Source organism: Maribacter sp. MAR_2009_72, assembly GCF_007827235.1.
Lineage (GTDB): Bacteria > Bacteroidota > Bacteroidia > Flavobacteriales > Flavobacteriaceae > Maribacter > Maribacter sedimenticola.
Map to the genome: position 1 here is coordinate 2,506,387 of NZ_VISB01000001.1, position 25,447 is coordinate 2,531,833.

The following is a 25,447-nucleotide window of genomic DNA, read 5'->3' on the forward strand; positions in this document are numbered from 1 at the left end:
GATAGCGGTTTGTATATTGGCCTTTGTACAAAAAAAAGCGAGGTCTTTAGAAAGACCTCGCAAATAAACACTTTAACCTTTTGGTTATGGACCAGAATTTTAAATCACCCCTTGGGCCAACATAGCATCGGCAACTTTCACAAAACCTGCAATATTAGCACCTTTTACGTAGTTACAGAACCCATCTTCTTCCTTACCATATTGAATACAAGAATCATGTATATCTTCCATGATATCCCTTAATCTTTCATCTACTTCTTCCCTAGTCCAACTAATACGAAGGGAATTTTGGGACATTTCAAGTCCTGATGTGGCCACACCACCGGCATTTGATGCCTTCCCGGGAGCAAACAAAATTTTTGCGTTATTGAACTCATGAACGGCATCCGCATTACAAGGCATATTAGCTCCTTCCGCAACACACATACAGCCATTACTTAATAAATTTTTGGCATCATTCTGGTCTAGTTCGTTTTGGGTGGCACAGGGCAAGGCAATATCACACTTTACGTTCCAAGGCGTCTGGCCTCCATGGAATTCTGCCGTTGGATATTTGTTGACGTATTCTGATATTCTACCGCGTTTGTTATTTTTCAAATCCATCACAAAGGCAAGTTTTTCATCATTTAATCCGTCTTTGTCATAAATAAATCCACTAGAATCCGAAAGAGTTACCACTTTGGCACCTAGGACAATGGCCTTTTCTGCTGCATACTGGGCAACATTTCCAGAACCGGAAATCACCACGGTTTTACCATTAAAACTTTCGTTTCTGGTCTTTAACATACTCTCAGCAAAATATACGGTACCATAGCCAGTAGCCTCTGGTCTAATCTTAGACCCTCCCCAAGAAAGTCCCTTACCGGTCAATACACCCGTAAACTCATTTCTAATTTTTTTGTACATGCCAAAAAGGAATCCTATTTCACGCGCACCCACTCCAATATCTCCGGCAGGGACATCTGTATTGGGCCCTATGTGTCTATTAAGCTCCAACATAAAGGCATGGCAAAAACGCATGACCTCATCATCTGACTTACCTTTTGGGTCAAAATCAGACCCCCCTTTACCACCACCCATAGGTAGGGTAGTTAGACTGTTCTTAAATACTTGCTCAAAAGCCAAAAACTTTAAGATACTTGCATTTACGGTTGGGTGAAAACGCAACCCTCCCTTATAAGGCCCAATGGCTGAGTTCATCTGAATTCTATATCCGCGGTTTACATGAATTTCCCCATCATCATCTACCCATGCTACCCTAAACGACACTAAACGCTCTGGCTCAACCATTCTCAAAAGAATGTTCTTGCCATTATATATTTCATGCTTTGCAATATATGGTATAACAGTTTCTGCAACTTCTTGCACCGCCTGTATGAATTCTGGTTCGTGCCCATTCCTGGCAATAACCTCATCCATAAATGCTTTTATTTTATCTTCCATAAAGCTATTTACAATTGTATTAATTTATTGATTTCAAAATATAACGGCAAAATTATGTTATTCATGTAATTTATTGCGTACTTTTTTTAAAAGTTGATAATTTTTGTTGTTTTAACAACAAATAATCGATTTTAGATTCTAAAGTTCAATAAAATTACAATTTAAGTTAACGCTTGCTTTAAATCCGCAATTAAATCCTCAGAATCCTCAATACCAACACTTAAGCGAATCAGTGCATCTACTACACCACTTTTTTCCCGCTCTTCTTTAGGAATACTGGCATGGGTCATACTTGCAGGGTGCCCAGCAAGACTTTCTACCCCTCCCAATGATTCCGCCAACGTAAATACTCGCAAGCTTTCTACAATTTTTATGGCATCTTCATAACTGCCGCCTTTTGGTATAAATGATATCATACCTCCAAAATCCTTCATTTGTGTCTTGGCAATGTCGTGGTTGGGATGATCATCAAAACCTGGCCAATATACTTTTTCAACGTTTGGACTGTTCCGTAAAAAATGGGCTATGGCCTTACCGTTTTCACAATGGCGCTGCATTCTTACATGAAGGGTCTTGATACCCCGCAATACCAAAAAACTATCCATTGGACCACATACGGCGCCGCTGGCATTCTGGATAAAATACAACCTATCTGCCAAAACCTTATCCTTAACAACCAATGCCCCCACGACCGTATCACTATGTCCCCCTAAATATTTGGTAGCGGAATGCATTACGATATCAGCACCCAAATCTAATGGAGTTTGTAAATAGGGGGTTGCAAAGGTATTATCAACGCCCAAAAGTATATTTTTTCCTTGTGCCAAAGTTGCTACAGCCTTAATATCAATGATACCCATCATAGGATTGGTAGGTGTTTCTACCCAGATAAGTTTGGTATTTTTATTGATTTTGGACTGTATGGCAGCTGTACTTCTCATCCCCACAAAATGAAAAACAATACCATACTTTTCAAAAATTTTCTTGAAAATTCTATAGGTACCCCCATAAAGATCATGCGTAGAAATTACCTCGTCTCCCGGTTCCAATAATTTTATTACGGCATCTATGGCTGCCAAACCACTTCCAAAAGCCAAACCATGGGTGCCGTTCTCAATACTGGCCAAAGCATTTTCCAAAGCTGTCCTAGTAGGATTTGCACTTCTAGAATATTCATATCCCTTATGCCCTCCAGGTGTAGTTTGCGCATAGGTAGAGGTTTGATAGATAGGAGGCATTACAGCACCATATGCCTTTTCCGGTATTTGACCTCCATGAATTGCCTTTGTGTTGAACTTTAAATCCTTACCACCCATAGCTAACAAATATTTTACACAAATGTATCGTTATCTTCTGACGAATACAATGAAGGTGTATTTTTACATAAAACTTGACCTTACATGAACAATAGATTCTTTTGCCTACTTACACTATTCTTTATCTTTAGTTGTGAAACCAAAGAAGAACTGACCTTTGAACCTTTATCCATTTCAAGAAAAGAGTGCCAAGATTGTTCCTTTGTAACCATTAACGTTCCTAAGGCCATAGGAAATTCTAAATTGGCAAACGCAATTAACATTGCCATTAGTGAGGAAATTATTTCATGGTTAAGCTTTAACGAGACCGGGAAAGCCAATAATATCAAAGAAGGTATAGATGCATTTATAACGGACTATAACGAACTTAAAAATAAATATCCAGAGGAATCCATGCCATGGGAGGCTACTATAAATGGAGATATTGTATTTGACAATGGGCAGATATTGACCATACAATTAGAATCTTACCTTTTTACAGGAGGGGCACACGGCATTAATTCTGTACGATTTTTGAATTTTGACAAGTTAAACGCAACGGAACTCTATAGAGAAGAATTATTTACATCCATAGAAACTATTACCTCCCATGCCGAAGAAGTTTTTAGAACACAGGAACATATACCTGCAGAAGCGAATATTAATAGTACTGGTTTTATGTTTGAAACAGAAACTTTTTATTTACCTGAAAATATTGGATACACTGATGACGGGCTCCTACTTTATTATGAACCATATGAAATTGCATCCTATGCTGATGGGCCCATTACCTTGTTACTACCCTATAAAGAAGTAAACAGCTATTTAAAACTTGCCGTAACTCCTTAACCTAAATGTTTTAAAAGCAAGGTTATGGTATTAGCATGCAAGCCTTCATGAAATAAATTAAACCCTATGGCGTCCTCTACTTTTCTTAAGGTAAATTTTGCGCTGGTAGTATACTCTTTGTACTCTTTAAAAAGTTGGGTATCATAATCCTCTTTGATCCATTCTACGGTAGAAATCAAAAAATCCGCAACCATTATTATTTCCTCATCCGAAGCAGTTCCATCAGGAACGGTGCCCTTCATAAATTTATCCACTAATTCTTTTGGCACTCTCATTTGAAGCCCACTGAATTTATAACATAAAAGCTGTTGGGTCACTACCGTATGCGCAATATTCCAAAAAATATTATTGTTGAACCCTTCTGGTATTGCCAATAGTTTTTCTTTGGGGGTATTCGTTAAAACTTTATGTAGATTTTTTCGATTTTGAAGTGTGATTTCCAATAAATTCTCGACCATTATTTCCTGTTTAATAGGGTGTAAAAATAGTACAATTAAAGGGAAATGGGTTTCTTTGCAAACGATTAAGCAAAGAAAAGCAAAACAAACGTTTAACCTATCATGAAAAAAATATACCATCTAAGTTCTTGCTCTACGTGCCAGCGAATTATCAAAGAACTGCAACCACTTGCCAATTTTGAACTACAGGATATTAAAGCAACTCCTATTACCAAAAAGCAATTAGAACACATGCATACCTTATCCAATAGTTATGAAACATTGTTCAGCAAAAGGGCCATACTATATAGGGAACGCAATTTAAAGGAACAGAACCTTACAGAGGAAGATTTTAAAAATTTCATCTTGGAACAATATACCTTCTTAAAAAGACCTGTAATCATTAATGAGAATGATATTTTTATTGGCAATAGCAAAAAAGTGGTAGAAGCCGCAAAAAAGGCTATACACCATTGAGCAAAAGACTACTTGCAATACTTGCGGCCGTAGGGGCAACTACTATCTATGGTATTAACCACACTATAGCCAAAGGCGTTATGCCCCATTATGTGCAGCCCTTTGGTTTTATTATCTTAAGGGTGTTGGGTGCGGCCATTTTGTTTTGGGCCATTTCCTTCCTTGGACCCAAAGAACGTATAGACCCAAGAGATTACCTTAGAATGCTTGTTTGTGCCCTTTTGGGCATGGCCCTTAATATGTTGGTCTTTTTTAAAGGCTTATCCTTATCTACTCCGATCAACAGTGCGGTATTGATTACAACCACGCCGATCATTGTATTGATTTTATCCGCAGTTATTCTCAAGGAAAAGATTTCCGGTAGAAAAATTCTTGGTATAAGTATTGGTTTAATTGGTGCACTGGGCCTTATACTCTTTGGAACCGAGATACGTATGGATGCTCCAAATATACCGTTGGGAAATTTTTTAATCTTTATGAATTCCATGTTCTACGGCTCATACCTAGTTGTAGTAAAAGTACTTATTACAAAATATCACCCCTTTACCTTTATGAAATGGCTTTTTAGTTTAGGGGTACTTATATGTCTACCCTTTGGATATGAAGAATTTATGGACATATCATGGTCCACTCTTCCAATAAATGCATATGGAGCTATTGCTTTTGTAATATTGGGCACAACTTTTTGTACCTATCTATTTAACATATTTGCCCTTTCCCAACTAAAGGCATCTACCTTAAGTGCATTTGTATATGTACAACCTCTAGTTGGTATTGCCTACGCCATTATCAGCGGACAAGACCATCTTACTTTTATTAAAATTATAGCAGCATGTCTTGTTCTAATTGGGGTTTATTTGGCTAGCAGAAAACCCAAATTATCCGGTACCAGGGTCAGCAATGGAGACAACTAAGGAAATGATGTATTAACTTAAATGAGATTTCCTGGTGTTTTCCAGGTGCACCTTTATGGCATTCACGGCCACGTCCTCATCTCTATGGTGCATGGCAGATATTATATTCAAATGTTCCTGCATGACCATATTCAAAGGCCTTGAAATACCAACAAGATCCATAAGTGATGTAATCTTAGCAGTTTTAAAAAGGTTGTATAACATACTATTTCCACAATTTTTAGCAATAAATTCATGGAAATAACAATCTATCTTATGAAATACATAGAGGCTTTGAGGACCTTTTTCAAAAGGTACCAGCAATTGCCTTAAATCATCTATTTTAGATTGCGGCGCATTTTTGGTAAAAAGTTGTACCGTCATGGTTTCAATGGCCATTCTACAATCAAACAAATCAGAAATTTCTATTTCACTCAACTCCCTCACGGTAAGACCACTATCCGGTTCACCAACCAATAAGGACTCTTCCCTTAATTGTTGCAACACAATAGCAATGGAGCCATCGTTAATATTCAAGGTATGGGTCAAACGTTGATCGGTTATTAACTGTCCAGGAGATAATTTCTTGGTTACGATCAATTTTTTCACCTTTCCATATGTGTCTTGAAAAATATCTTCTGGGAGGTTGGCCATAAAGTAAATATACTAAAATAGGGTTATCAAATATAATAGAACACAATACAAATCAATGGGTTGCATAATTTGTTTAAAAAAATATCCTTTCTGTAATTTTATAACCCTTTATTGGGTACACGTGCAAACTTTCTTGAATCCTCTTTGGTAAGCACTTTAAAATTGGCCCCTTTTTCTACTTCGCTGAATGTTTTCAACAAATCATTGGTCAAGCCGGTCAATTTTCTAGTTTTCAAATCCATCCAAGCGCCCATCATTTCACAACGGGCTACATTTTCTCCTTTATGATTATAAAAATTATGTTCAAATTCAAAAAACTTGGCATCTTCGCTCATCCCAACAATTTCCAACGAAACCTTCACTGGCTTTCCAGGAAACACTTCCTTGAAATAATAAATATGCTCATAGAATACCACTGGCCCTATTTCATGAATTGCCATTGCCCTATGGTCAAACCCCAATTCCATTAAAAATGCCATTCTGGTATGACTCATAAAATTCACATAGGCCGAATTAGCCAAATGCCGGTTTGCATCAACATCACTCCACCTAACTTCAAATTCTTTTAAGTGCATAAAATTATTTTTTTGCTATGCATGCATAATACTCCCTAAAAATAACATAGTTTTGATTCGTATGGAATAAAGAACACGGTTTTTTATCCTTAATTTTAATTCTAGTTAAAAAATTACATATTATGTCTAACAAACCTGCTTTCATTAATGAATTGGCATTACCGATCGTTGCTGCACCCATGTTTTTAATATCGGGGCCTAAATTGGTCATAGAATGTTGTAAAAATGGTATCGTAGGTACTTTTCCTGCGCTAAACCAACGAACTAGCGAAGGTTTTGAAGAATGGCTGATAGAAATAAAGACCGCATTGAAGAAATATGAAGCGGAAACCGGCAAAAAAGCAGCACCCTTCGGCGTAAATTTAATAGTACATCCTACCAATCCTAGATTAGAGGCGGATATTAAACTGTGCGTAAAACATCAAGTACCATTGATAATTACTTCTTTAGGGGCAGTGTCGCAAGTAGTAGATGCCATTCATAGTTATGGCGGACTCGTATTCCATGATATCATTAAGAAAAGACATGCGGAAAAAGCGGCAGAGGCCGGGGTTGACGGATTAATTCTTGTTGCTGCGGGTGCAGGGGGTCATGCGGGTACTATTAATCCCATGCCATTGGTAGCAGAAATAAAAAAGTTCTTTCACAAGACCATCTTACTTTCCGGCTGTATCAGTACCGGTAGAGATGTTGCATCTGCACTTCAAATGGGAGCCGACCTTGCCTACATGGGAACCCGATTTATAAATACGGACGAAAGTAAGGCTACACCGGAGTATAGAAAAATGATTATTGAAGCTGGAGCTAGCGATGTTGTATATACCGCAGCAATCTCTGGAGTTCACGCCAACTTTCTAGGAGCAAGCCTTAAAGCCGCAGGTATTACCGAGGAGGATTTAAAAAAAGATGTAAAGATAGATTTTGGAAAAGAATTGGATACCGAAGCAAAGGCATGGAAAACCATTTGGTCTGCAGGACAAGGTTCCGCTCTTATAAATGATACCGTACCTGTTACCACCTTAGTATCAAATTTAAAAACGGAATTTAAGGAGGCTATCCAGGAACAAATAAAAGTTTTGGAAACCTATCCTAAATAAATTTGTATTTAAAAGTTTACCTCATAAATGCCCATAATAGATTCATCATACCATCCTTCCCCAATATTTAGGAACGGACATTTCTCTACCATATATAACGGTCTATTTAGAAAGGTTGATGATTTAGAACAGAAACGTATTAGAATTAACCTGCCCGATGAAGATTTTTTGGATACGGATTGGAGCTATGCCGCTGAAACCTCCAAAAAATTGGTCATTATCATCCATGGACTGGAAGGAAGCTCCCAAAGGGCCTATGTAAAAGGCAGTGCCAAATTACTCTCACAAAAAGGTTTTGATGTCTGCGCCATAAATCTAAGAGGCTGTAGCGGAACGGCCAACAATCTTTTTAGATCCTACCATTCTGGTGCTACGGAGGACTTACAATATGTAATGGACCATATCCTGAACTTAAAAGTATACCAGCAAATATTCCTCCATGGTTTTAGCCTTGGAGGCAATCTTTTACTAAAATATTTAGGAGAAAAAAGAAGCGTTCCGGCCCAAATAAAAGGAGCATCCGCCATTTCTGTACCCTGTCAACTAGCAGACTCCCTTTATCAACTATTGCAATATAAGAACGTACTTTATGCAAGAAGGTTTAAAGGAAACCTTTTAGAAAAATTAAAACAAAAGCAACAAGTATTTCCTGACCTGATCTCTAATGATGACATTAAAAACATAAAAAATCTTAAGGATTTTGATGATATCTATACCAGTAGGGCCCATGGTTTCAAAGATGCTATGGACTATTATGCAAAGAGCAGCAGTCTACAATTTTTAAAACATATTAATGTTCCTACTTTAATCATCAATGCCTTGAACGATTCCTTTTTAGGTCCTGAATGTTACCCTATAGAAATTGCAAAAAACCATACACACTTGTTTTTGGAGACTCCAAAATATGGTGGTCATGTTGGTTTTCATGGTGCAAAAAACCAAACGTATGCCGAAAGACGCACATTAGAATTTTTCGAGAATCTTTCCTGAACATGAACATTTATAAGTGCAATTTTTCATAAATTTTTACAAAAATGTTAACCGTCTAAATATATTCCCTAAATCTATACGTACATTGCGTTTAAAAGCTAGGGTCACCATTAAAAATTCATATCTTAGACCCTAAATTGAGAGACAACTTTTAAAATATCGTAAACGTATGCGCAAATTATTAACCTTATTAGCTCTTGGCACAATGATTATAGGTTGTGGTGAGAAAAAGGAAGAGAAGAAGGAAGGTTTTGAAATGAACAGAACCAAGAAGGAAGCTAAAACAGAAACTGCAACTGAAGGTGTTCCGGTTGATTTGGACAATAAAGGTGTTGGTCCAATAACCAGTGTAAAGTTCGATGATACTATAAACGAGGAAATGGCCGCTGCAGGAAAAGAAAAATTCCAAGCTATTTGTACCGCTTGCCATATGGCAGAACAACGTATGATAGGACCTGCGTTAAAAGGTGTTTATGAAAGAAGAAGTCCAGAATGGGTAATGAACATGATCATTAATCCAGACAAAATGTTGAAAGAAGACCCAATTGCCAAAGCTTTGTTGAAAGAATACAACAATGCCATTATGCTGAATCAAAACCTAAATGAGGAAGAAGCTCGCAACCTAGCGGAGTATTTACGTACTCTATAACTTCCATTGAAATTATACGCAAACCCTTTCAACAGTCTTGAAAGGGTTTTTTTATGCTTTTTTTGTAATCTAGTACTCCCCCAATTGGGTCAAGTATAAGAGAAAAATGTAATGAAAGGGTATTGCCCTACGACCAATGTAACCTAAGATAATGAACATTACTATGCAAAATGATAAAATAAAAATAGATATAGTTTCTGATGTCGCCTGCCCTTGGTGCTATGTCGGAAAAAAAAGATTGGAAAAAGCCATTGCACAATGGAAAGGAGCTCCAATAGATATAGAATGGCACCCTTTTCAATTAGATGCCAATATGCCTAAGGAAGGCTTGGACAGAGACACCTATCTTATAAATAAGTTCGGCAATTTGGAAGGCCCTTTGGAAATGACCAAGCGTTTGGTAGAAAACGGCAAAGAGGAAGGAATTACCTTTAACTTTGGACCAGAATGGCGCGCAGTAAATACGCTACCGCTTCACCAATTACTGCATGTTGCCGGTGAAGATGGATTCAAGGATGTATTGAAAGAGCGATTGATGAAGGCATATTTTGATGAAAATCTCCATTTGAACAAACCGGAAGTACTCACTACCATTATGGAAGAATACGGCTGGCCAGAGGAAAAAACAAAAGAAATTTTAAATAACGAAGACATTGCCTATAGTGTAAAACAAGAAATTGCACATTATCAGCAACGTGGCGTAAACAGTGTACCATTTTTTATTATAAATGATAAATATGGAATTAGCGGAGCACAACCTGCCACTGCTTTTTTAGAGGCATTTGAGCAAGTGGCACCATTAACCATTTTGAGCGAAGGTGACCATTGTGATTCCACAACAGGTATTTGTTAAGCTATAAACCTATAAAAAGTAAGCTATTATGAAAACATCATTTTCAAACATTATAGCCGGTGATACTCCGGTACTGGTAGACTTTTTTGCCGACTGGTGCGGCCCTTGTAAAACATTGGCCCCTATCCTTAAAGATGTCAAGGATGAACTGGGCGATGCAATAAAAATAGTAAAAATCGATGTCGATAAAAATCAATCCCTTGCCACTACCTATCAGGTAAGAGGGGTGCCTACCATGATATTGTACAAGAACGGAAAACAAGTTTGGAGACAATCTGGTGTAATACAGAAACGGGATTTGGTTGAAATCATAAAATCCCATTAATAAAATTTTAAACATACAGGACTTGGCAAATCAACCTCGTTGATAAAACTTAAGGTGCCTTTTTCAATATCCCTTTTGAAAACCACAATATTATTACTGCGTTGATTTGCCACAAGTACGTATGACCCACTGGGATCAATAGTAAAATTCCTAGGCCAATCACCCTTTACAGGTTCTCTTCCCACCAAAGCTAATTTTCCACTAGTTTCATTTACCTTGAAAATTACTATGGTATTTTCTCCACGATTAGTCCCATAAAGATATTTACCGTCTGGGGACAAATGAATATCGGCACAGAAACTCTCGCCTTTAAAATTATCAGACAGGGTATTATAAACCGCTACGGTTTCATAACTCCCCCCTATTTTTTTAAACAAGGTAATCGTAGAGTTCAGCTCATTAATGACATATAAAAAAATTCCATTGGCAGAAGCCACAAAATGCCTTGGGCCTGCACCGCTTGCCAATACAAGTTCTTTCTGTTCGCTGGGAACAAAAACATTCTCCTGTTTACAATATTTTTTAATACGGTCCAAACCTAGATCGGCAACGAACAGTTCATCGTCCAAAAACTTGGCCATATGGGCATGGGCCGTCTTACTTGTATCTAATACTTTATGGTCAATTACTTGTGGAGATAGAAGCAAAGCTCCATTTTCTTGGGCATTATAAATTGTAAAATTACCTCCTGTATAATTTGCCACTGCAACATGACGACCATTGCTACTAACACCAACATAGCAAGGATTTGCCCCAAATGTGGACATCATATCCAATTTGGTAAGTACCGTATCCTTGACATCAAAAGTGGTAATTACTCCACTACCATCCTTATAATTATCTACCTCACCAACTGCATACAACGTTTTTTTATCCGGTGAAAACGTTATAAAGGAAGGATTTTCTATTTGGGCAGCCAAAGTTTGGTCACTAAGCCTTCCCGTATCCACATTAAAGTTAAACCTATAAATTCCCTCACTTCCATTCTTTGTGTACGTGCCTACAAAAAGTATTGCATCATTTGTATTTTTATCCATATCACAGCCAATCAAAAAAATGAAACCAAAAAACATTGGTAACAAAAATATTTTACTTTTCATGTTGAAATAAATTTATCAGAATACTATAATTAAACATGGTTCATATACCTATATAATTACTTCTATTAAAAATAGGAAAGTATTCGTCTATTCGTATGAATTTGCACAGGAATGTAACATTTACACTTTTATGGTACTAATATATAAAGTGATGATATGGGCGGTTATGGTGGACAACCAATGAAGGTAATCAAGGCCAATAGGGCGTTACTTAAAAAAAGTAGAAGCTTTAGGGATCTACGCAAAGACTATATGGACCATACCCATAAAACAAAACTTCAATTCAAGGAGCTTACTGAGGGTGAACGTAAAAAAATAAGGGCAGCTATTATTTCACAGGCAAGAAAAAACCGTACTCAAGAAATAATTTATTATATCATGGCACTGATAGGGACCATCTGTTTACTATATGCCATTTACTATTTTGCCCGGTCCTAACTATCTAGCCTTATAAGCCCCAGAGTTTAAAAGGGTTGTTTGCTGAATCGTTATTTTTTATGGGCTTGTCTATCATAACCTTGTATGTGGGATCTTCCATTACGTTCACATCTATTATTTCCTCGGCATTTTCCAATAAGCGAATACAGTCTTTACTTAAATGGCGCAAATGAACTTTTTTACCAAGCTTGGCATACCGTTCCGTAATTTTGTTCAAAGCTTCAATACCACTCATATCTGCTACCCTACTCTCTTTAAAGTCTATAATAACTTGTTCTGGATCTCCAGGTACATCAAATTTTTCACTAAATAACGTAGTAGAACCAAAAAATAACGGACCATAGATTTCATAATGCTTAACTCCGTTTTCATCTATATGCTTTCTTGCACGGATTCTTTTGGCATTTTCCCATGAATAGGCCAATGCAGAAATGACAACTCCTAAAAGCACAGCAATGGCCAAATTATGGGTAATAGCGGTAATCAATGTCACCAAAATCATAACCACAACATCTGAATTTGGCATTTTCCGAAAGGTCTTAAAACTTGCCCATTCAAAAGTCCCAATTGCAACCATGAACATAAGTCCTACCAAAGCCGCCATAGGCAAACGCTCTATAACACTAGATCCAAACATAATAAATACCAATAACATTACGGCCGCAGTAATACCGGATAACCTAGCCCTTGCACCAGAAGAGGTATTAATTAAACTCTGACCGATCATTGCACAACCCCCCATGCCCGATAAAAATCCAGAAAGTATGTTCGCCGAACCTTGCGCAACACATTCCCTATTACTGTTACCCCTGGTTTCAGTTATTTCATCAATAATATTTAGGGTAAGCAAACTTTCTATAAGTCCTACACCGGCAACAATGGCTGCATATGGAAAAATTATTTTAAAAGATTCAAAAGTTAGGGGTATCTGTGGTATGGACAATGGTGGAAAACCTCCTTTAATAGATTCACCTTCACGCATTGTATCCGCAACGGTAAGAGTATCTATTCCAAAACCCAATACAATTGCAGAAACCACTACAATGGCCACCAATGATGAAGGCACCGCTTTGGTCAATTTGGGTAAGCCCCATATGATCAACATGGTCAATAAGGTAAGTCCCAACATCATTGCCATATTTGTTCCCGTCAACAACTGATCGGTCCCTTTCTGATAAAAATTTGGGAACTGCGCCATAAAAATGATGATTGCCAAACCATTGACAAAGCCGAACATAACCGGGTGAGGCACCAATCTGATAAACTTTCCTAATTTTAAAACTCCGGCCAGTATTTGTAATATCCCCGCAATAATTACGGTTGCGAACACATAGTTTAAAATAGTTTCTGGCGCTATACCCGGAAAGTTTCTCTTTAATTCAAGTATTAAACCAATGAATACGACAGCAACTGCTCCCGTTGCACCCGAAATCATACCCGGCCTACCACCAAAAATTGAGGTAATCAATGCCAGAACAAAAGCGGCATATAAACCGGTTAAGGGAGAAAACCCTGGTATTAATGCAAATGCTATTGCTTCTGGCACCAAGGCCAACGCTACGGTAAGTCCAGATAAAATTTCTGTCTTATAATCTACCTTTTGCTTAAAATCAAATAAATTGAAAATCTTCGCCATGTATCAAAACCTTTAAAGGGCGCAAAAATAGTAATATTTACCGGCCCTGCCACAAACATGTAGATTATTACCAAATTATCTGTTTACCAGTCCTTTAATCCCAATAACTTCTCTCCCAATGGAGATAATTTGGCAGTATCGTATTTGGTTTGTTCCCAATTACGGGGATCACCAGGAAAAGCATAGCCTTCCGGTGCAATCCTATTTTTCCAAGAATTGATTCTCCATTTTTTTAACGGAGTATTCTCAGGCTCTGCAGGCATCATGGAAATATATTGTGCAATTCTTACTTTGTCCTTAGATTTATTAGGTCTTATACCATGGGGTTCTGTACTATTAAAAATTAAAAGATCACCCGCTTTCATTTTTACCTTAACAATTTTATCTTCTAAACCTTTTAAGCTTGGTTGAAAACGGTCACGGTCATTAGGTTGGGTCAATTTCCAAGAATCATAATTTCTATATAACCATGGAATACATTGAAAACCGCCCATTTGCTCATCATCTTGATCTGCAAGGGCCAGTACACCTTGAACATTCTGTGGCTTAGTTTCCGGATCATAATCCCAATGAATAAATCCTTTCTTATCCACTCCTTCCGGCAATGGAAAATTTAAATTGGCACGGTCAATGGTTACCCATAATTTTTCAGTTCCCCACACATCTACAAAGGCATCATAGACTTTTTGTGTTTGTCTGTTATTCCATAAGTGCTGATGATTATATACCTCAACCATTCCAGTTCCTGTAAGTTCTTTCATTTTCATTTCCGCTCTCGGTGCAGCATACCAAGATGATTTATCATTTGGGTCTTTTTCATCGAACTCCCAAAGAAAATCAGCGGTTGCTTTTGCCTGCTCCAAAGGCACGGCATTCTTAATTACAATATACCCGTTCTCTATCCAAAATTGCCAATCATCTTCGCTGAGTACACGAAGTGGAACACCGTTAGATCGATCATTTAATTGCTGTTTGCTACTAGTTGCCGTAGACGGATTTCCCGGTATATCCTTATGGCCTTTATTTCCAAGCTCTACCTTGTTTAGATGTTTCATGTTCTTAAAATTTAAGTTGAATCTATGATATAAATCTACTGACCTTTAAGCCCTTACACCACCTTGATATTAACCACAATTTGAACAATATTGATTTTTAAGCCTGCTACATTTAAATATATGTGCAATTTTGTTACATTTATCCCTATGAAAATTGAACTGGAAACTATAGAACCTGAATCTAAAAGTCTTTTTAGATTGCTACATGACCCAAAATTAAGTCATCTTTTTTATTGGCACTTTCATCCAGAATATGAATTGGTCTACATTGAAGGTGCCAATGGAACAAGACATGTTGGTGATCATATTTCTGAATATGAAGAGACAGATTTGGTGCTAATTGGCTCTAATATACCCCACTTAAATTTTGACTATGGCGTAAAGACGACCTATAGGGAAGAAGTATTACATATTAAACCTTCGTTCAAAAATACCTTTGTTGAACCAATGCCAGAATTACAGAGCCTTAACAGGTTACTTGATTTGTCCCGTTATGGCATAGCATTTCATGGCGAGACAAAAAAAACGGTAGGTAAATTGCTTAAGGAACTTCATACCTTAAAACCTTTTGAATATTTTATGGCTATAATGAATATTCTAAAAAGACTTTCTCAAAGTAATGAATTTCAATTACTGCATAAAAAGCCGTACAAAAACAGGTACAGTAAAAAAGAACAAAGTAGAATTCGTGAAATTTATGCCTTGATCGATGAACGCTACCAAGGTAAGATTTCTGTAGATGAAGTGGCACAATTTTGTAATTTGACCAAACCTGCATTTTGCCGATACTTCAAAAAAGCTACAGGTAGTACTTTTATAGAATTCCTGAACCAGTACCGCATAAGCCAGTCTAAACGTTTGCTCTTAAGCGGTAAGAACGTTAGTGAAACCTGTTTTGAATGTGGCTTTGAAAGCCTATCATACTTTAATAGAACGTTTAAAAAAGTTACGGGAGAAAATCCTTCGGCATTTAAAAAAAGATTGCTTACCGTTTAAATGAAGTAGTATTATAGGTAATAGAGGAAAGTAATTGTGTACTAACGGATTACCTTTATTATGCCAAGATACAGGCATTGTAAAACATACCTCATAACCTAGAACACATGGAAATTTTTGAACCATTAACACTACAGACCGTATTGCAAATGTGCATTGCCGCAATTTGTATTTATCTTTATATCATGCTCATTACCCGGGTTACAGGCAAACGAACCTTTGCAAAAATGACCAGCTTTGATTTTGCCGTAACTATTGCAATGGGCTCCATTTTAGCGGATGCGGTAAACAAACCAGTGTCAAGCCTTATGCCCGCAATTGTTTCCCTGGCCTTGCTTGCAGGGTTACAAGCGCTGTTCGCCAAAATACTATCTTCTTCTGACAAAACTCAAAAAATAGTCACGAACACACCTATTTTATTGATGAAAGACGGAGAAATTTTCAAGGAGAACCTAAATAAGGCTCTGGTAAGCCAAGCCGACCTTATGGGTAAATTAAGAGAGGCGAACGTATTGCAGCTTTCCCAAGTAAAAGCGGTAGTTTTTGAAACCACTGGAGATATTTCCGTATTACATACAGATTCTCCTATAGAAATTGATGATATTATAATGACCGATGTAGCTGCCACTATATAAAAATACCCCGTTCTAAAAGACCAGGGCATTCTTAAGACAATCAACCTAAAAACTATTTTACCTTCTTTCTCTCCACTTTCATGATAGGGTTAGAAGTCTTTATTCTTTTCTTGGTTTGGATATCCTTACCGGTTTTTAAATATTGCTGATATCCTCTGCCACTAAATTCATAAGTAGTTCCACTACTAGGGTGATAAAGCTCAATAGTGCTATCGTTAATGACATATAACTCAAAATAATCATCACCAAAAAAATCATAATCCAGCGTCAAGGCCTTTAAGGTATTATCTCCCTGTACATCATATACCACATAATTTCCTTCATAATCCCATTGCAGATTTGAAACTCTTGTATTAGGAGCATCTAAGGAAGACCTGAAAAAATCGGGTAGAAACTGTATATAATTTTCATTGTCAAAATCATTTATAGCACCTGCCTGACTTGTATAAATTTTCTCCCAAGCATCATATTCCTGTATAAAATAATTGATGTTGTCATAGAATACCATATCATAATCAAATGAATTGGTCTGGTATCCTTTTAAAAAATAGGATGTATCCGTACTTGCATCATAAAGCTCAATAGTATTTCTATTAACCGCATAGACTTCCAAGGCCCAACGCCCATCGATATCATGATCAATTTCTACTATGCCCCTTAACGTACTATACGTACCTACATCAATACCGTAGCCGCCACCGGTTTTACCAATGCCTACAATGTTATTGTTGGCATAAACGATGCCACGGTCAAAGGAAATGGTAAAGGCACGTTGCAAAAATGGCACTTCCCCATATCCACGCGTTTCATTGATATCTACATACCACAAATCATAGTCTTGCAATACTTGATCGGTATTATAGGCAGATTCCTCAATAAAATTATCTTCTATGATTACATCTGCATAACAAGAAACCATAAGCGTGGCCAAAAGAACATATCCTGTAAGTAGTTTTAATGTTTTCATACAATTTTATTTAAAGGTTATGTACTGATAAACAATCTCTATGCCAAAATCATCATAACCCTATAAACCAACGTATTACAACCATCTAAATAAATAGTAAATTTGTACCATAAACAAAGGCATGAAAAAGGACGCTAAATTTGCAGTATTGGGAGGTGGTAGCTGGGCTACCGCCATAGTGAAGATGTTGACCGAAAACCAAGAACGAGTAGGATGGTATATGCGAAATTCCGATGCTATTGGTTATATTAAAATACAAAAGCATAATCCCAATTACCTCACTTCAGTTGAATTTAAAACAGAAGAATTACTGTTAACTAACGATATTAACGATGCGGTAAATAATGCCGATATATTAATTTTTGCCATACCCTCTGCCTTTTTGGTATCCGAGTTGGAAAAATTAAATGAATCCATTAAGGATAAAATTATTTTTTCTGCCATAAAAGGGATTGTACCAGAATCCGGATTAATCGTAGGTGAGCATTTTCATGAGGTATACAACATACCTTTTGACCATATTGGTGTAATTACCGGACCATGCCATGCAGAGGAAGTTGCCATGGAACGTTTATCCTATTTGACCATTGCCTGTGCCGATAAGCAAAAAGCGGAGTACGTAGCCAAAAACCTGTCCGGCAATTATATAAAAACGAATATCAGCAAGGATATTATAGGTACGGAATATGCGGCAATGTTAAAAAATATTTATGCCATTGCAGCGGGTATTGCTCACGGACTGGGCTATGGGGATAATTTTCAAAGTGTTTTGATGAGCAATGCCATAAGGGAAATGAAACGCTATACCAAAAGAATACACAACATTGACCGCAACATTAACAAATCTGCTTATTTAGGTGACCTGTTGGTCACAGGATATTCCATTTTTAGCCGTAACCGCATGTTCGGCAATATGATCGGTAAAGGTTATACGGTAAAGAGTGCCCAAATGGAAATGAACATGGTGGCAGAAGGATATTATGCCGCCAAAAGTGCATATGTCATAAAAGAAAAATTCAAGAAAAAAGTAAAGACGCCGATCATAGACGCCGTTTACCAAGTTCTTTACGAAAATAAAAACCCTAAAAAGGTGTTTCTTGCCCTAACGGATAAGCTGGACTAGTTTCTGGTAAGGGAAAAATCTGAATGTTCCTTTAATTCTGCCTCTAAGGTTGTTCTCCATTCTTGAACGACCTCATCTGACACCCCAAATTTGTTCTGGAATTCCTTTAAGATGGGCTCCATAAGCGTTCTGATGCTGTCAATATCAAAATATAACCTACCGGTTCTTCTTATAAAGAAATCCATTGGGTTTTGTACCATTTCATAATCAATACCAAAGGTAAGTTCCGCTTTGGCCAACCTAATATATTTATCTTCTTCTACCAATTTTGTGTAGGTATCTAAAATAACTTCTGTCTGTTTGCCATAGTTGGTTACCAAAAACCAAGCGTCATGCTGTGTAAAACCGTCGTCTTTTATCTTATCATACACTTGGGCAATATATTTTTTTACATGCTTGAATTTTTTAAAATCATCATTTCCGCACAGATATATTTTTTCCGTATAACATTCCTTGAGTTCAATATTATATTCCTCATCCATTTTTTTTGCAATACGATCAACTACCCTTTCGGCCATTTTGCGATAACCCGTCAACTTACCGCCGGCGATACTGATCAACCCCGTTGCGGAAACAAAGATTTCATCTTTCCTGGAAAGTTCAGAAGCGGACTTACCTTCCTCATGTATCAGTGGGCGTAGACCTGCCCAAGAAGAAACTATATCCTCCAGTTCCAAATTAATATCAGGAAACATATTATTTACGGCCGATATTAAATAGATCGCATCGGCAATATCTGTCCTTACCTCATCTTTACTATCATTATAATTGGTATCCGTAGTGCCTACATAAGTAATTTTACCTCTTGGAATAGCGAACATCATTCGCCCATCGGGTATATCAAAATATACTGATTGCTTTACGGGAAGTTTCTCATATGGAAAAACTAAATGGACACCTTTGGTCAAATGTAATTGTTTTCCCTTCTTGGAATTGTTCAGGCTCCTTAACTCATCTACCCAAGGTCCCGCAGCACTGATTACATATTTAGAATTAATGGTAAATTCACTGCCTGAAATCATATCTACAGCCTTTACCCCCGCAACTTTATCATTTTCATATAGAAAGTCGTTCACCTTGGCATAGTTCAAGGCTTGAGCACCAAAAAGGAGACTGGTCTTTATATTTTCAATGGTAAGCCTTGCATCATCCGTTCTATATTCCGCATAGTAGCCCGCCCCGTTCAATATCTTTTTAGGTAATAAAGGTTCCAATTTAAGGGCTTCCTTCTTTTCAAGCATTTTTCGTTTATCATCACCCGTTACCTGTGCAAGTATATCATAGACTTTAAGTCCAATAGAAGTTAGCCACTTACCATACGATCCATTTTCTATTAACGGAAGCAACATCTTTTCCGGTAGGACCAAATGTGGAGCCAATTTATGCACAATGGCCCTTTCCGAGCCTACTTCCTTTACCAACCAAAAATCAAATTGTTTCAAGTATCGTAATCCGCCATGTATCAATTTGGTCGATTTACTGCTGGTGCCCGAGGCAAAATCACCTTTTTCCAAAAGGGCAACCTTTAGTCCACGTGATGCCGCATCCAATGCAATACCACCGCCTGTTATACCGCCACCTATGACCACAAGATCAAATTCTTCTCCCTGCAGTGATGCTATTGTTTTTTGACGTTCTAAATTGGTAAATTTTATATTTTTCATCAAAGATGTTTTTTGCTATTAAAAAGTTGATTTCCAATTTTGTACTGTTACAACCCTAAGCAGCCCAAAGATATGGTTAGGACCACTTTTAAATATGCTCGATAAAATTATTTAATTGTAAAATTGATGTTTTAAAACTATTCTTCGTCTTCCCAACCTTTTGTACGTTCAACCGCCTTCTGCCATTTCTTATAGAGACGCTTTCTCTTTACGCGATCAAATGTGGGTTTAAAAATACGGTCCATGGGTCTGTTCTCATCAATATCAGATTGCTCCCAAAAGCCAACTTGTATGCCCGCCAAAAAAGCGGCTCCCATTGCGGTAGATTCAATAATTTCCGGCCTATGCACCTCCGAATCCAAAATATCGGCCTGAAATTGCATTAAATGGTTATTGGCACATGCGCCGCCGTCTACCCTAAGATTTTTAAGTTGAATACCGGAATCATCTTCCATGGCCTTTAGAATATCCTTGGTCTGATAGGCAAGGGCCTCTAAAGTGGCCTTGGCTATATGTGCCTTACCGGTATCACGTGTTAATCCAAATATGGCACCTCTGGCATACATATCCCAATAAGGGGCACCTAAACCTGCAAAAGCCGGTACTACATACACAGAATTTTCACCTTCAATTGAATTGGCCAATTCCTCTGTCTCCTTAGCATGCGCTATAAGCTCTAAGCCATCTCTTAACCATTGTACCGCTGCCCCGGCAATGAAAATACTACCTTCCAAGGCATAATTTACCTTACCGTTTAAACCATAGGCAATTGTAGTCAATAATCCATTTTTTGAGAATTGCGGTTCTTCGCCTGTGTTCATTAGCATAAAGCACCCTGTCCCATAGGTGTTTTTTGCCGAACCTTTCTTAAAACAAGCCTGACCGAACAAAGCCGCCTGCTGATCACCGGCTATACCGGCTATAGGTATCTTAACACCATCCATTTCATAGTCTCCAAAATGGGCAGAAGAAGGCTTTACTTCTGGCAACATACTTTTTGGAATACCCAGAGCTTTCAACATTTTATCGTCCCATTTTAAATTTACGATATCATATATCATGGTACGTGATGCATTTGTATAATCGGTACAATGCTTATGGTCCTTGGTCATATTCCACACCAGCCACGTATCTATGGTCCCCATTAACAGGTCCCCTGCTTCTGCTTTTTTCTTGGCTCCCTCAACATTGTCCAATATCCATTTTACCTTAGTACCTGAAAAATAAGAATCTATTACCAGACCGGTAGTTTTCCTTACATGTTCCGTTAAGCCTGTCTTCTTTAAATGTTCACAGATATCCGCTGTACGCTTGTCTTGCCAAACAATGGCATTATATACAGGTTTGCCGGTATTTTTGTCCCAAACCACCGTAGTTTCACGCTGATTGGTAATACCTATACCCACTATTTCAGATGGCAATACATTTTCATTGTCCAAAAGTTCCTTTAACACACCCATTTGCGTGGTCAAAATTTCCTCTGCATCATGTTCTACCCAACCAGAATGTGGAAATATTTGCTTGAACTCTTTTTGGACCATTCCCTTAATGGTACCTGCATGGTCAACCAATAAAGCTCTAGAGCTTGTGGTACCTTGATCTAATGATATAATAAATTTCCTTGACATTTTTTACGATATTTTTTTAAATATAGCAGATTTAATATCGATTTCAAAGAAGATAAAAAGTAACTTATGCTATTCTATGCTACAGTAAATATTCTACACCTATATAATACCAAATTAGCGTACAATTTTCTATACTTTTAACTTTAAAAAGTTTTTGAAGTCCCTTACTTAATAAACTCTTTTTCCAAAAAATAATTTACAATCGCCTCCTTCATCAATACGGTTTGTTCACCTGCTTTTAGAGGGGGCAACTCTTCATTAATGGTATAATGGGGCCAACCATCCTCATCAAAAAAACTAAATTCATAAAATCCATAAGGTTCCAACAGCCTACAGATGGCAATATGCATTAAATCTAATTTATCATCTTTCTTATACTTTCTATGGTATTGGCCCAACTCTTGGACACCAACTAAATAAATAATGGCATCCAGTTCCAATGGGTCCCCATCAGAAAATTTTACGGAAAGCTTTTCTACCAAATTCTCCCAACGTTCCTTTAATTGTATATCCCTGGCCATAATATTTAATTTCTATCGTACTTTTTGGACATTTCAAAGGTACAACTCAAAGTTCTATATTTGTGAAAACACATTGCAAATGGGCCTTTTAGATATTTTACTACTATTACCATTGGTCTGGGGTCTTTACAAAGGCTTTAAAAATGGACTTTTTATGGAATTGGCTTCCATAGTAGCACTAGTAGCAGGCATATTTGGGGCCATACACTTTTCATATATTACCGGAAACTATTTATCTACCCATTTAGAATGGAATGAACGCAACATGAGTATTTTGGCGTTCATCATTACATTTATCCTAATCATCATTTTAGTAAACCTAGCGGGTAAATTACTGACCAAAGTGGCCAACTTGGCCATGTTGGGCCTTTTGAATAAAATAGCAGGAGCTATTTTTGGCTCCTTAAAAATAGCCATCATATTAGGTGCTGCATTCATTTTTTTTGACCGTGTGGACAACACCCTTAACCTACTTGATGAACAAACAAAAAAAAATTCCATACTGTACCAGCCCATAAAGGAAATTGGCGCCTTATTGTTCGATCAAGTCCTCAACAATAACGAACATCCCAAAGAATCTACTAACGAGCCTGTTGTCATTTAGTGTAATTAAAGCACTTATTCCCTTAATTCTGACCTTTTAACGAATAAAGAACCAAGTATACCCTACAATGCCAAGATTTCTTTAATATTACTTATCGATATCCCCTATCGATAGAGAACTTAGAACATTCTCATCTTACAAACCTACTTCGCTACGCCAAAAAGGCTTTATTACAAAATGACACTATATGAAAATGAGATTGCATTATGCGGTCGCTGTCCTATTTGTAGTAATTCTTGGTTCTTGCACCAGTGACCCTGTAGAAGGTTTGCCCTATGTAGAAACAGAGAATGTACTTGATATAGAACTCGACCTATTGGAAATTGTAAACAAGCACAGAATTGGTTTAAACATCAATGCGCTTGAATTTAGTGAAGTGGCCTATAAATACGCCAATGTTCACACTGACTATATGATTGCAAAAGGCAGCATAAGCCATGATAATTTTAGTTCCAGGGCCGCTAAGATCAATTCTGAGATAGAAGTGAAAATGGTGGCAGAGAACGTGGCCAAGGATTATAAGTCTGCCATAGAGGCCTTTGAAGGGTGGTATTTAAGCAGTAATCACAAAAAAACAATGGAAGGAGATTTTACCCATACCGGTGTTAGCGTCAAAAAGGATGATTTAGGGAATTATTATTTTACGCAGCTTTTTTATAAGCAATAACCTAATTGCAGATAATTTATACACTTTTTGGGATAAAATGTACCTTAAGAGATTTCTTACATATAGATATTTCCGTTCATCCGTTTTATTTAGCGGATGAAGTGCGAAAAACCATACAAAATACACTTTTTTACGATGAAACACCCATGCACTTGGTCGATAAGCGCCCATTAATGCTAAATTTACAGCTTATCGAGTTTTTTGGCACCTCTATGGATATATTTCTTCCTAACATGATTCTTGGGAGTACTTTTGAATTGTAATTAAAATTAAAGTTTCCCAAAAATGAAATTATCCTTATCTACTTTAGCATTGTTCATCATCTTAATGTCCTCATGTTCCAAATATGAAAATTTTGCAGGTTATGAAGAAGTAAACGAAGAGCCGGCAACAAAGGTTACCTTAGTCAGTTCTGATAAACACAATGCTTTGGAAGCTGAACTGTTTGATATAATCAATACCTATAGAGTAAGTATTGGCCTAAACGAGATGACTTTTGAAGGTACTACCTATTATTATGCGGGCCTTCATACAGACTATATGATACAAAAAGGAAACACAAGCCATGCTAAATTTGGGGAACGTGCAGAAAAAATCTCAAAAAGAACAGGAGCCGTATACGTTGCGGAGAATGTAGCAAGAAATTATGATACGGTACAAGAAGCTTTTGAAGCTTGGATCGATAGCCCGGGACATAGAGTCAATATAGAAGGAGATTATGATTACTCTGCCATAAGTATTAAGGAAAACAACAATGGAGACCTATATTTTACCCAATTGTTCTTTAGATAGTCAAATAATATAGTTTTTAAAAAGCCTTTGTTGAACAAAGGCTTTTTTTATGTCCAAGTTTTAGGTAAGCGCCATCCGTTTTTATAACTTTCAATTAAAATTATAACTATGAGTATCAGAGCACCCTTTAATCTTAATAAATGGATTGAAGAAAATAGAGCTTCCTTAAAACCTCCCGTAGGCAATAAAAACCTTTACAAAGATGCCGGAGATTATATTGTCATGATCGTAGCGGGACCCAACGCAAGAAAAGATTACCACTATAACGAAACGGAAGAGCTTTTTTATCAATTAGAAGGAAATATTGAAGTGCATATTCAAGAAGATGGTAAAAAAAGAACCATGCACCTAGGGCCGGGAGATATGTATCTACATCCTGCAAAAATACCTCATTCCCCGGTGCGTAAGGAAGGATCCATTGGCTTAGTGATAGAACGAAAAAGAGCAGATATGAATGTTGATGACGGCTTGCTCTGGTTCTGTGATAATTGCAACCACAAATTATATGAAGCGTACTTTACCCTGACCGATATTGAAAAGGATTTTTTATCCCATTTTAAACACTTCTATAGCTCTAAAGCATTGCGAACATGTGATAATTGTGGTACGGTAATGCCTGTAGATGAACGTTTTATTGCAAAAGAAGAATGATTTTCCTAGCTAAGGTCATAACGCTTGTGGTAGCCACTATGCATATCTATTTTTTATATCTGGAAATGTTTGCTTGGACAACAAAAGGCAAAAAGGTTTTTAGAAATTTTCCTAGTGACCTTTTTGAACCCACTAAACAAATGGCCGCAAATCAAGGCCTCTATAATGGATTTTTGGCGGCCGGCCTACTATGGTCCTTAATAATTAACGACCCAAAATGGTCGGCAAATATAGCGTTGTTCTTTTTGGGCTGTGTAGTTGTTGCAGGGGTATATGGGGCATATTCCGTTGCTAAAAAAATATTTATTGTTCAAGGTATGCCCGCATTGATAGGTTTTGTTCTATGGGCAGTCATAAAATATTTTTTATAAATTCTGCCCGCCTATATTACATGATATTCTTTGTATTTTTGTAATATATCTAACATTAATTG

At 37.2% G+C, this 25,447-nt stretch carries 30 protein-coding genes; 18 read left to right on the forward strand and 12 right to left on the reverse strand.

Annotated elements, in window-relative coordinates:
- Positions 1-99: 99 nt before the first annotated feature.
- Both gdhA and JM81_RS10495 read right to left on the reverse strand, forming a co-directional pair.
- Complete coding sequence (gdhA, locus tag JM81_RS10490) at positions 100-1,443, reverse strand: NADP-specific glutamate dehydrogenase (protein WP_089260972.1); 1,344 nt, start codon at positions 1,441-1,443, stop codon at positions 100-102.
- A gap of 161 nt (positions 1,444-1,604) precedes the next feature.
- Entirely contained in the window at positions 1,605-2,759 is a 1,155-nt protein-coding gene (locus tag JM81_RS10495; RefSeq protein WP_144803137.1) for a cystathionine gamma-synthase, read from the reverse strand.
- Positions 2,760-2,843: 84 nt separating this feature from the next.
- Between JM81_RS10495 and JM81_RS10500 the strand changes: the two genes are divergently transcribed.
- On the forward strand, positions 2,844-3,587 hold the full coding sequence (locus tag JM81_RS10500; protein WP_144803140.1) for a DUF3298 and DUF4163 domain-containing protein: 744 nt from the start codon (positions 2,844-2,846) through the stop codon (positions 3,585-3,587).
- Here the strand turns inward: JM81_RS10500 and JM81_RS10505 are convergent.
- Complete coding sequence (locus tag JM81_RS10505) at positions 3,584-4,045, reverse strand: DinB family protein (protein ID WP_144803142.1); 462 nt, start codon at positions 4,043-4,045, stop codon at positions 3,584-3,586. The two genes, JM81_RS10500 and JM81_RS10505, sit on opposite strands and share 4 nt — an antisense overlap.
- A gap of 102 nt (positions 4,046-4,147) precedes the next feature.
- Between JM81_RS10505 and JM81_RS10510 the strand changes: the two genes are divergently transcribed.
- Positions 4,148-4,501, forward strand: a complete 354-nt coding sequence (locus JM81_RS10510; RefSeq protein WP_144803144.1) for an arsenate reductase family protein — start codon at positions 4,148-4,150, stop codon at positions 4,499-4,501.
- On the forward strand, positions 4,498-5,415 hold the full coding sequence (locus JM81_RS10515) for a DMT family transporter (RefSeq protein WP_089260976.1): 918 nt from the start codon (positions 4,498-4,500) through the stop codon (positions 5,413-5,415). The genes JM81_RS10510 and JM81_RS10515 overlap by 4 nt, the downstream gene beginning before the upstream one ends.
- 12 nt (positions 5,416-5,427) lie before the next feature.
- On the opposite strand, the gene JM81_RS10520 is transcribed toward JM81_RS10515, so the two are convergent.
- Together JM81_RS10520 and JM81_RS10525 are read right to left on the reverse strand one after the other, a co-directional pair.
- Positions 5,428-6,048 (reverse strand): GntR family transcriptional regulator, encoded by a 621-nt coding sequence (locus tag JM81_RS10520; RefSeq protein WP_144803147.1) that lies wholly within the window; start codon positions 6,046-6,048, stop codon positions 5,428-5,430.
- Positions 6,049-6,146: 98 nt separating this feature from the next.
- Complete coding sequence (locus tag JM81_RS10525) at positions 6,147-6,623, reverse strand: acyl-CoA thioesterase (protein ID WP_144803150.1); 477 nt, start codon at positions 6,621-6,623, stop codon at positions 6,147-6,149.
- A gap of 122 nt (positions 6,624-6,745) precedes the next feature.
- Between JM81_RS10525 and JM81_RS10530 the strand changes: the two genes are divergently transcribed.
- The 5 genes from JM81_RS10530 (at position 6,746) to trxA (ending at position 10,537) form a co-directional block, all read left to right on the forward strand.
- Positions 6,746-7,720 carry an NAD(P)H-dependent flavin oxidoreductase gene (locus JM81_RS10530; protein ID WP_144803153.1) on the forward strand — a complete coding sequence of 325 codons (975 nt, stop codon included), beginning with the start codon at positions 6,746-6,748 and terminating at the stop codon, positions 7,718-7,720.
- 27 nt (positions 7,721-7,747) lie between these two features.
- Positions 7,748-8,710 (forward strand): YheT family hydrolase, encoded by a 963-nt coding sequence (locus JM81_RS10535; protein WP_144803156.1) that lies wholly within the window; start codon positions 7,748-7,750, stop codon positions 8,708-8,710.
- Positions 8,711-8,879: 169 nt separating this feature from the next.
- Positions 8,880-9,359 (forward strand): c-type cytochrome, encoded by a 480-nt coding sequence (locus JM81_RS10540; RefSeq protein WP_089260981.1) that lies wholly within the window; start codon positions 8,880-8,882, stop codon positions 9,357-9,359.
- A 151-nt stretch (positions 9,360-9,510) separates the two neighbouring features.
- A complete protein-coding gene (locus JM81_RS10545; RefSeq protein ID WP_144803159.1) occupies positions 9,511-10,212 on the forward strand; it encodes a DsbA family protein in 702 nt (233 codons plus the stop codon).
- Positions 10,213-10,240: 28 nt separating this feature from the next.
- A complete protein-coding gene (trxA, locus tag JM81_RS10550) occupies positions 10,241-10,537 on the forward strand; it encodes a thioredoxin (protein WP_089260983.1) in 297 nt (98 codons plus the stop codon).
- Here trxA and JM81_RS10555 read toward each other — a convergent pair.
- A complete protein-coding gene (locus tag JM81_RS10555; RefSeq protein ID WP_186435562.1) occupies positions 10,534-11,574 on the reverse strand; it encodes a lactonase family protein in 1,041 nt (346 codons plus the stop codon). The genes trxA and JM81_RS10555 overlap by 4 nt on opposite strands.
- 219 nt (positions 11,575-11,793) lie before the next feature.
- On the opposite strand from JM81_RS10555, the gene JM81_RS10560 reads away from it, so the two are divergent.
- On the forward strand, positions 11,794-12,075 hold the full coding sequence (locus tag JM81_RS10560; protein WP_144803165.1) for a hypothetical protein: 282 nt from the start codon (positions 11,794-11,796) through the stop codon (positions 12,073-12,075).
- A 10-nt stretch (positions 12,076-12,085) separates the two neighbouring features.
- Here JM81_RS10560 and JM81_RS10565 read toward each other — a convergent pair whose 3' ends face one another.
- Both JM81_RS10565 and JM81_RS10570 read right to left on the reverse strand, forming a co-directional pair.
- Positions 12,086-13,711: a SulP family inorganic anion transporter gene (locus JM81_RS10565; RefSeq protein ID WP_089260986.1), complete on the reverse strand. Its 1,626-nt coding sequence runs from the start codon at positions 13,709-13,711 to the stop codon at positions 12,086-12,088.
- A gap of 83 nt (positions 13,712-13,794) precedes the next feature.
- Complete coding sequence (locus tag JM81_RS10570) at positions 13,795-14,766, reverse strand: phytanoyl-CoA dioxygenase family protein (RefSeq protein WP_144803168.1); 972 nt, start codon at positions 14,764-14,766, stop codon at positions 13,795-13,797.
- A 147-nt stretch (positions 14,767-14,913) separates the two neighbouring features.
- Here JM81_RS10570 and JM81_RS10575 point away from each other — a divergent pair, with 147 nt between their 5' ends.
- Both JM81_RS10575 and JM81_RS10580 read left to right on the forward strand, forming a co-directional pair.
- Positions 14,914-15,762, forward strand: a complete 849-nt coding sequence (locus tag JM81_RS10575) for a helix-turn-helix domain-containing protein (protein WP_089260988.1) — start codon at positions 14,914-14,916, stop codon at positions 15,760-15,762.
- Positions 15,763-15,869: 107 nt separating this feature from the next.
- Positions 15,870-16,397, forward strand: coding sequence for a DUF421 domain-containing protein (locus JM81_RS10580; protein WP_144803171.1), 528 nt, complete (start codon positions 15,870-15,872; stop codon positions 16,395-16,397).
- A gap of 52 nt (positions 16,398-16,449) precedes the next feature.
- Here JM81_RS10580 and JM81_RS10585 read toward each other — a convergent pair whose 3' ends face one another.
- On the reverse strand, positions 16,450-17,364 hold the full coding sequence (locus JM81_RS10585) for a nicotinic acid mononucleotide adenyltransferase (protein ID WP_144803174.1): 915 nt from the start codon (positions 17,362-17,364) through the stop codon (positions 16,450-16,452).
- Between the two features lie 121 nt (positions 17,365-17,485).
- On the opposite strand from JM81_RS10585, the gene JM81_RS10590 reads away from it, so the two are divergent.
- Positions 17,486-18,487, forward strand: coding sequence for an NAD(P)H-dependent glycerol-3-phosphate dehydrogenase (locus JM81_RS10590; protein ID WP_144803177.1), 1,002 nt, complete (start codon positions 17,486-17,488; stop codon positions 18,485-18,487).
- On the opposite strand, the gene JM81_RS10595 is transcribed toward JM81_RS10590, so the two are convergent.
- The 3 genes from JM81_RS10595 to JM81_RS10605 form a co-directional block, all read right to left on the reverse strand.
- On the reverse strand, positions 18,484-20,151 hold the full coding sequence (locus tag JM81_RS10595; RefSeq protein ID WP_144803180.1) for a glycerol-3-phosphate dehydrogenase/oxidase: 1,668 nt from the start codon (positions 20,149-20,151) through the stop codon (positions 18,484-18,486). The two genes, JM81_RS10590 and JM81_RS10595, sit on opposite strands and share 4 nt — an antisense overlap.
- Positions 20,152-20,288: 137 nt before the next feature.
- Complete coding sequence (gene glpK, locus JM81_RS10600) at positions 20,289-21,779, reverse strand: glycerol kinase GlpK (protein ID WP_144803183.1); 1,491 nt, start codon at positions 21,777-21,779, stop codon at positions 20,289-20,291.
- A gap of 164 nt (positions 21,780-21,943) precedes the next feature.
- Complete coding sequence (locus JM81_RS10605; RefSeq protein WP_089260994.1) at positions 21,944-22,300, reverse strand: hypothetical protein; 357 nt, start codon at positions 22,298-22,300, stop codon at positions 21,944-21,946.
- A gap of 79 nt (positions 22,301-22,379) precedes the next feature.
- On the opposite strand from JM81_RS10605, the gene JM81_RS10610 reads away from it, so the two are divergent.
- From JM81_RS10610 to JM81_RS10635, 6 genes are all read left to right on the forward strand, one after another.
- On the forward strand, positions 22,380-22,904 hold the full coding sequence (locus tag JM81_RS10610) for a CvpA family protein (protein ID WP_144803187.1): 525 nt from the start codon (positions 22,380-22,382) through the stop codon (positions 22,902-22,904).
- A gap of 187 nt (positions 22,905-23,091) precedes the next feature.
- A complete protein-coding gene (locus tag JM81_RS10615; protein ID WP_144803190.1) occupies positions 23,092-23,571 on the forward strand; it encodes a CAP domain-containing protein in 480 nt (159 codons plus the stop codon).
- A gap of 5 nt (positions 23,572-23,576) precedes the next feature.
- A complete protein-coding gene (locus JM81_RS10620) occupies positions 23,577-23,834 on the forward strand; it encodes a hypothetical protein (protein ID WP_144803193.1) in 258 nt (85 codons plus the stop codon).
- A 22-nt stretch (positions 23,835-23,856) separates the two neighbouring features.
- Entirely contained in the window at positions 23,857-24,363 is a 507-nt protein-coding gene (locus JM81_RS10625) for a CAP domain-containing protein (protein ID WP_144803196.1), read from the forward strand.
- A gap of 108 nt (positions 24,364-24,471) precedes the next feature.
- A complete protein-coding gene (locus JM81_RS10630; protein ID WP_089260998.1) occupies positions 24,472-25,014 on the forward strand; it encodes a 3-hydroxyanthranilate 3,4-dioxygenase in 543 nt (180 codons plus the stop codon).
- Positions 25,011-25,385, forward strand: coding sequence for a DUF1304 domain-containing protein (locus JM81_RS10635; RefSeq protein WP_144803199.1), 375 nt, complete (start codon positions 25,011-25,013; stop codon positions 25,383-25,385). The genes JM81_RS10630 and JM81_RS10635 overlap by 4 nt, the downstream gene beginning before the upstream one ends.
- Positions 25,386-25,447 lie beyond the last annotated feature (62 nt).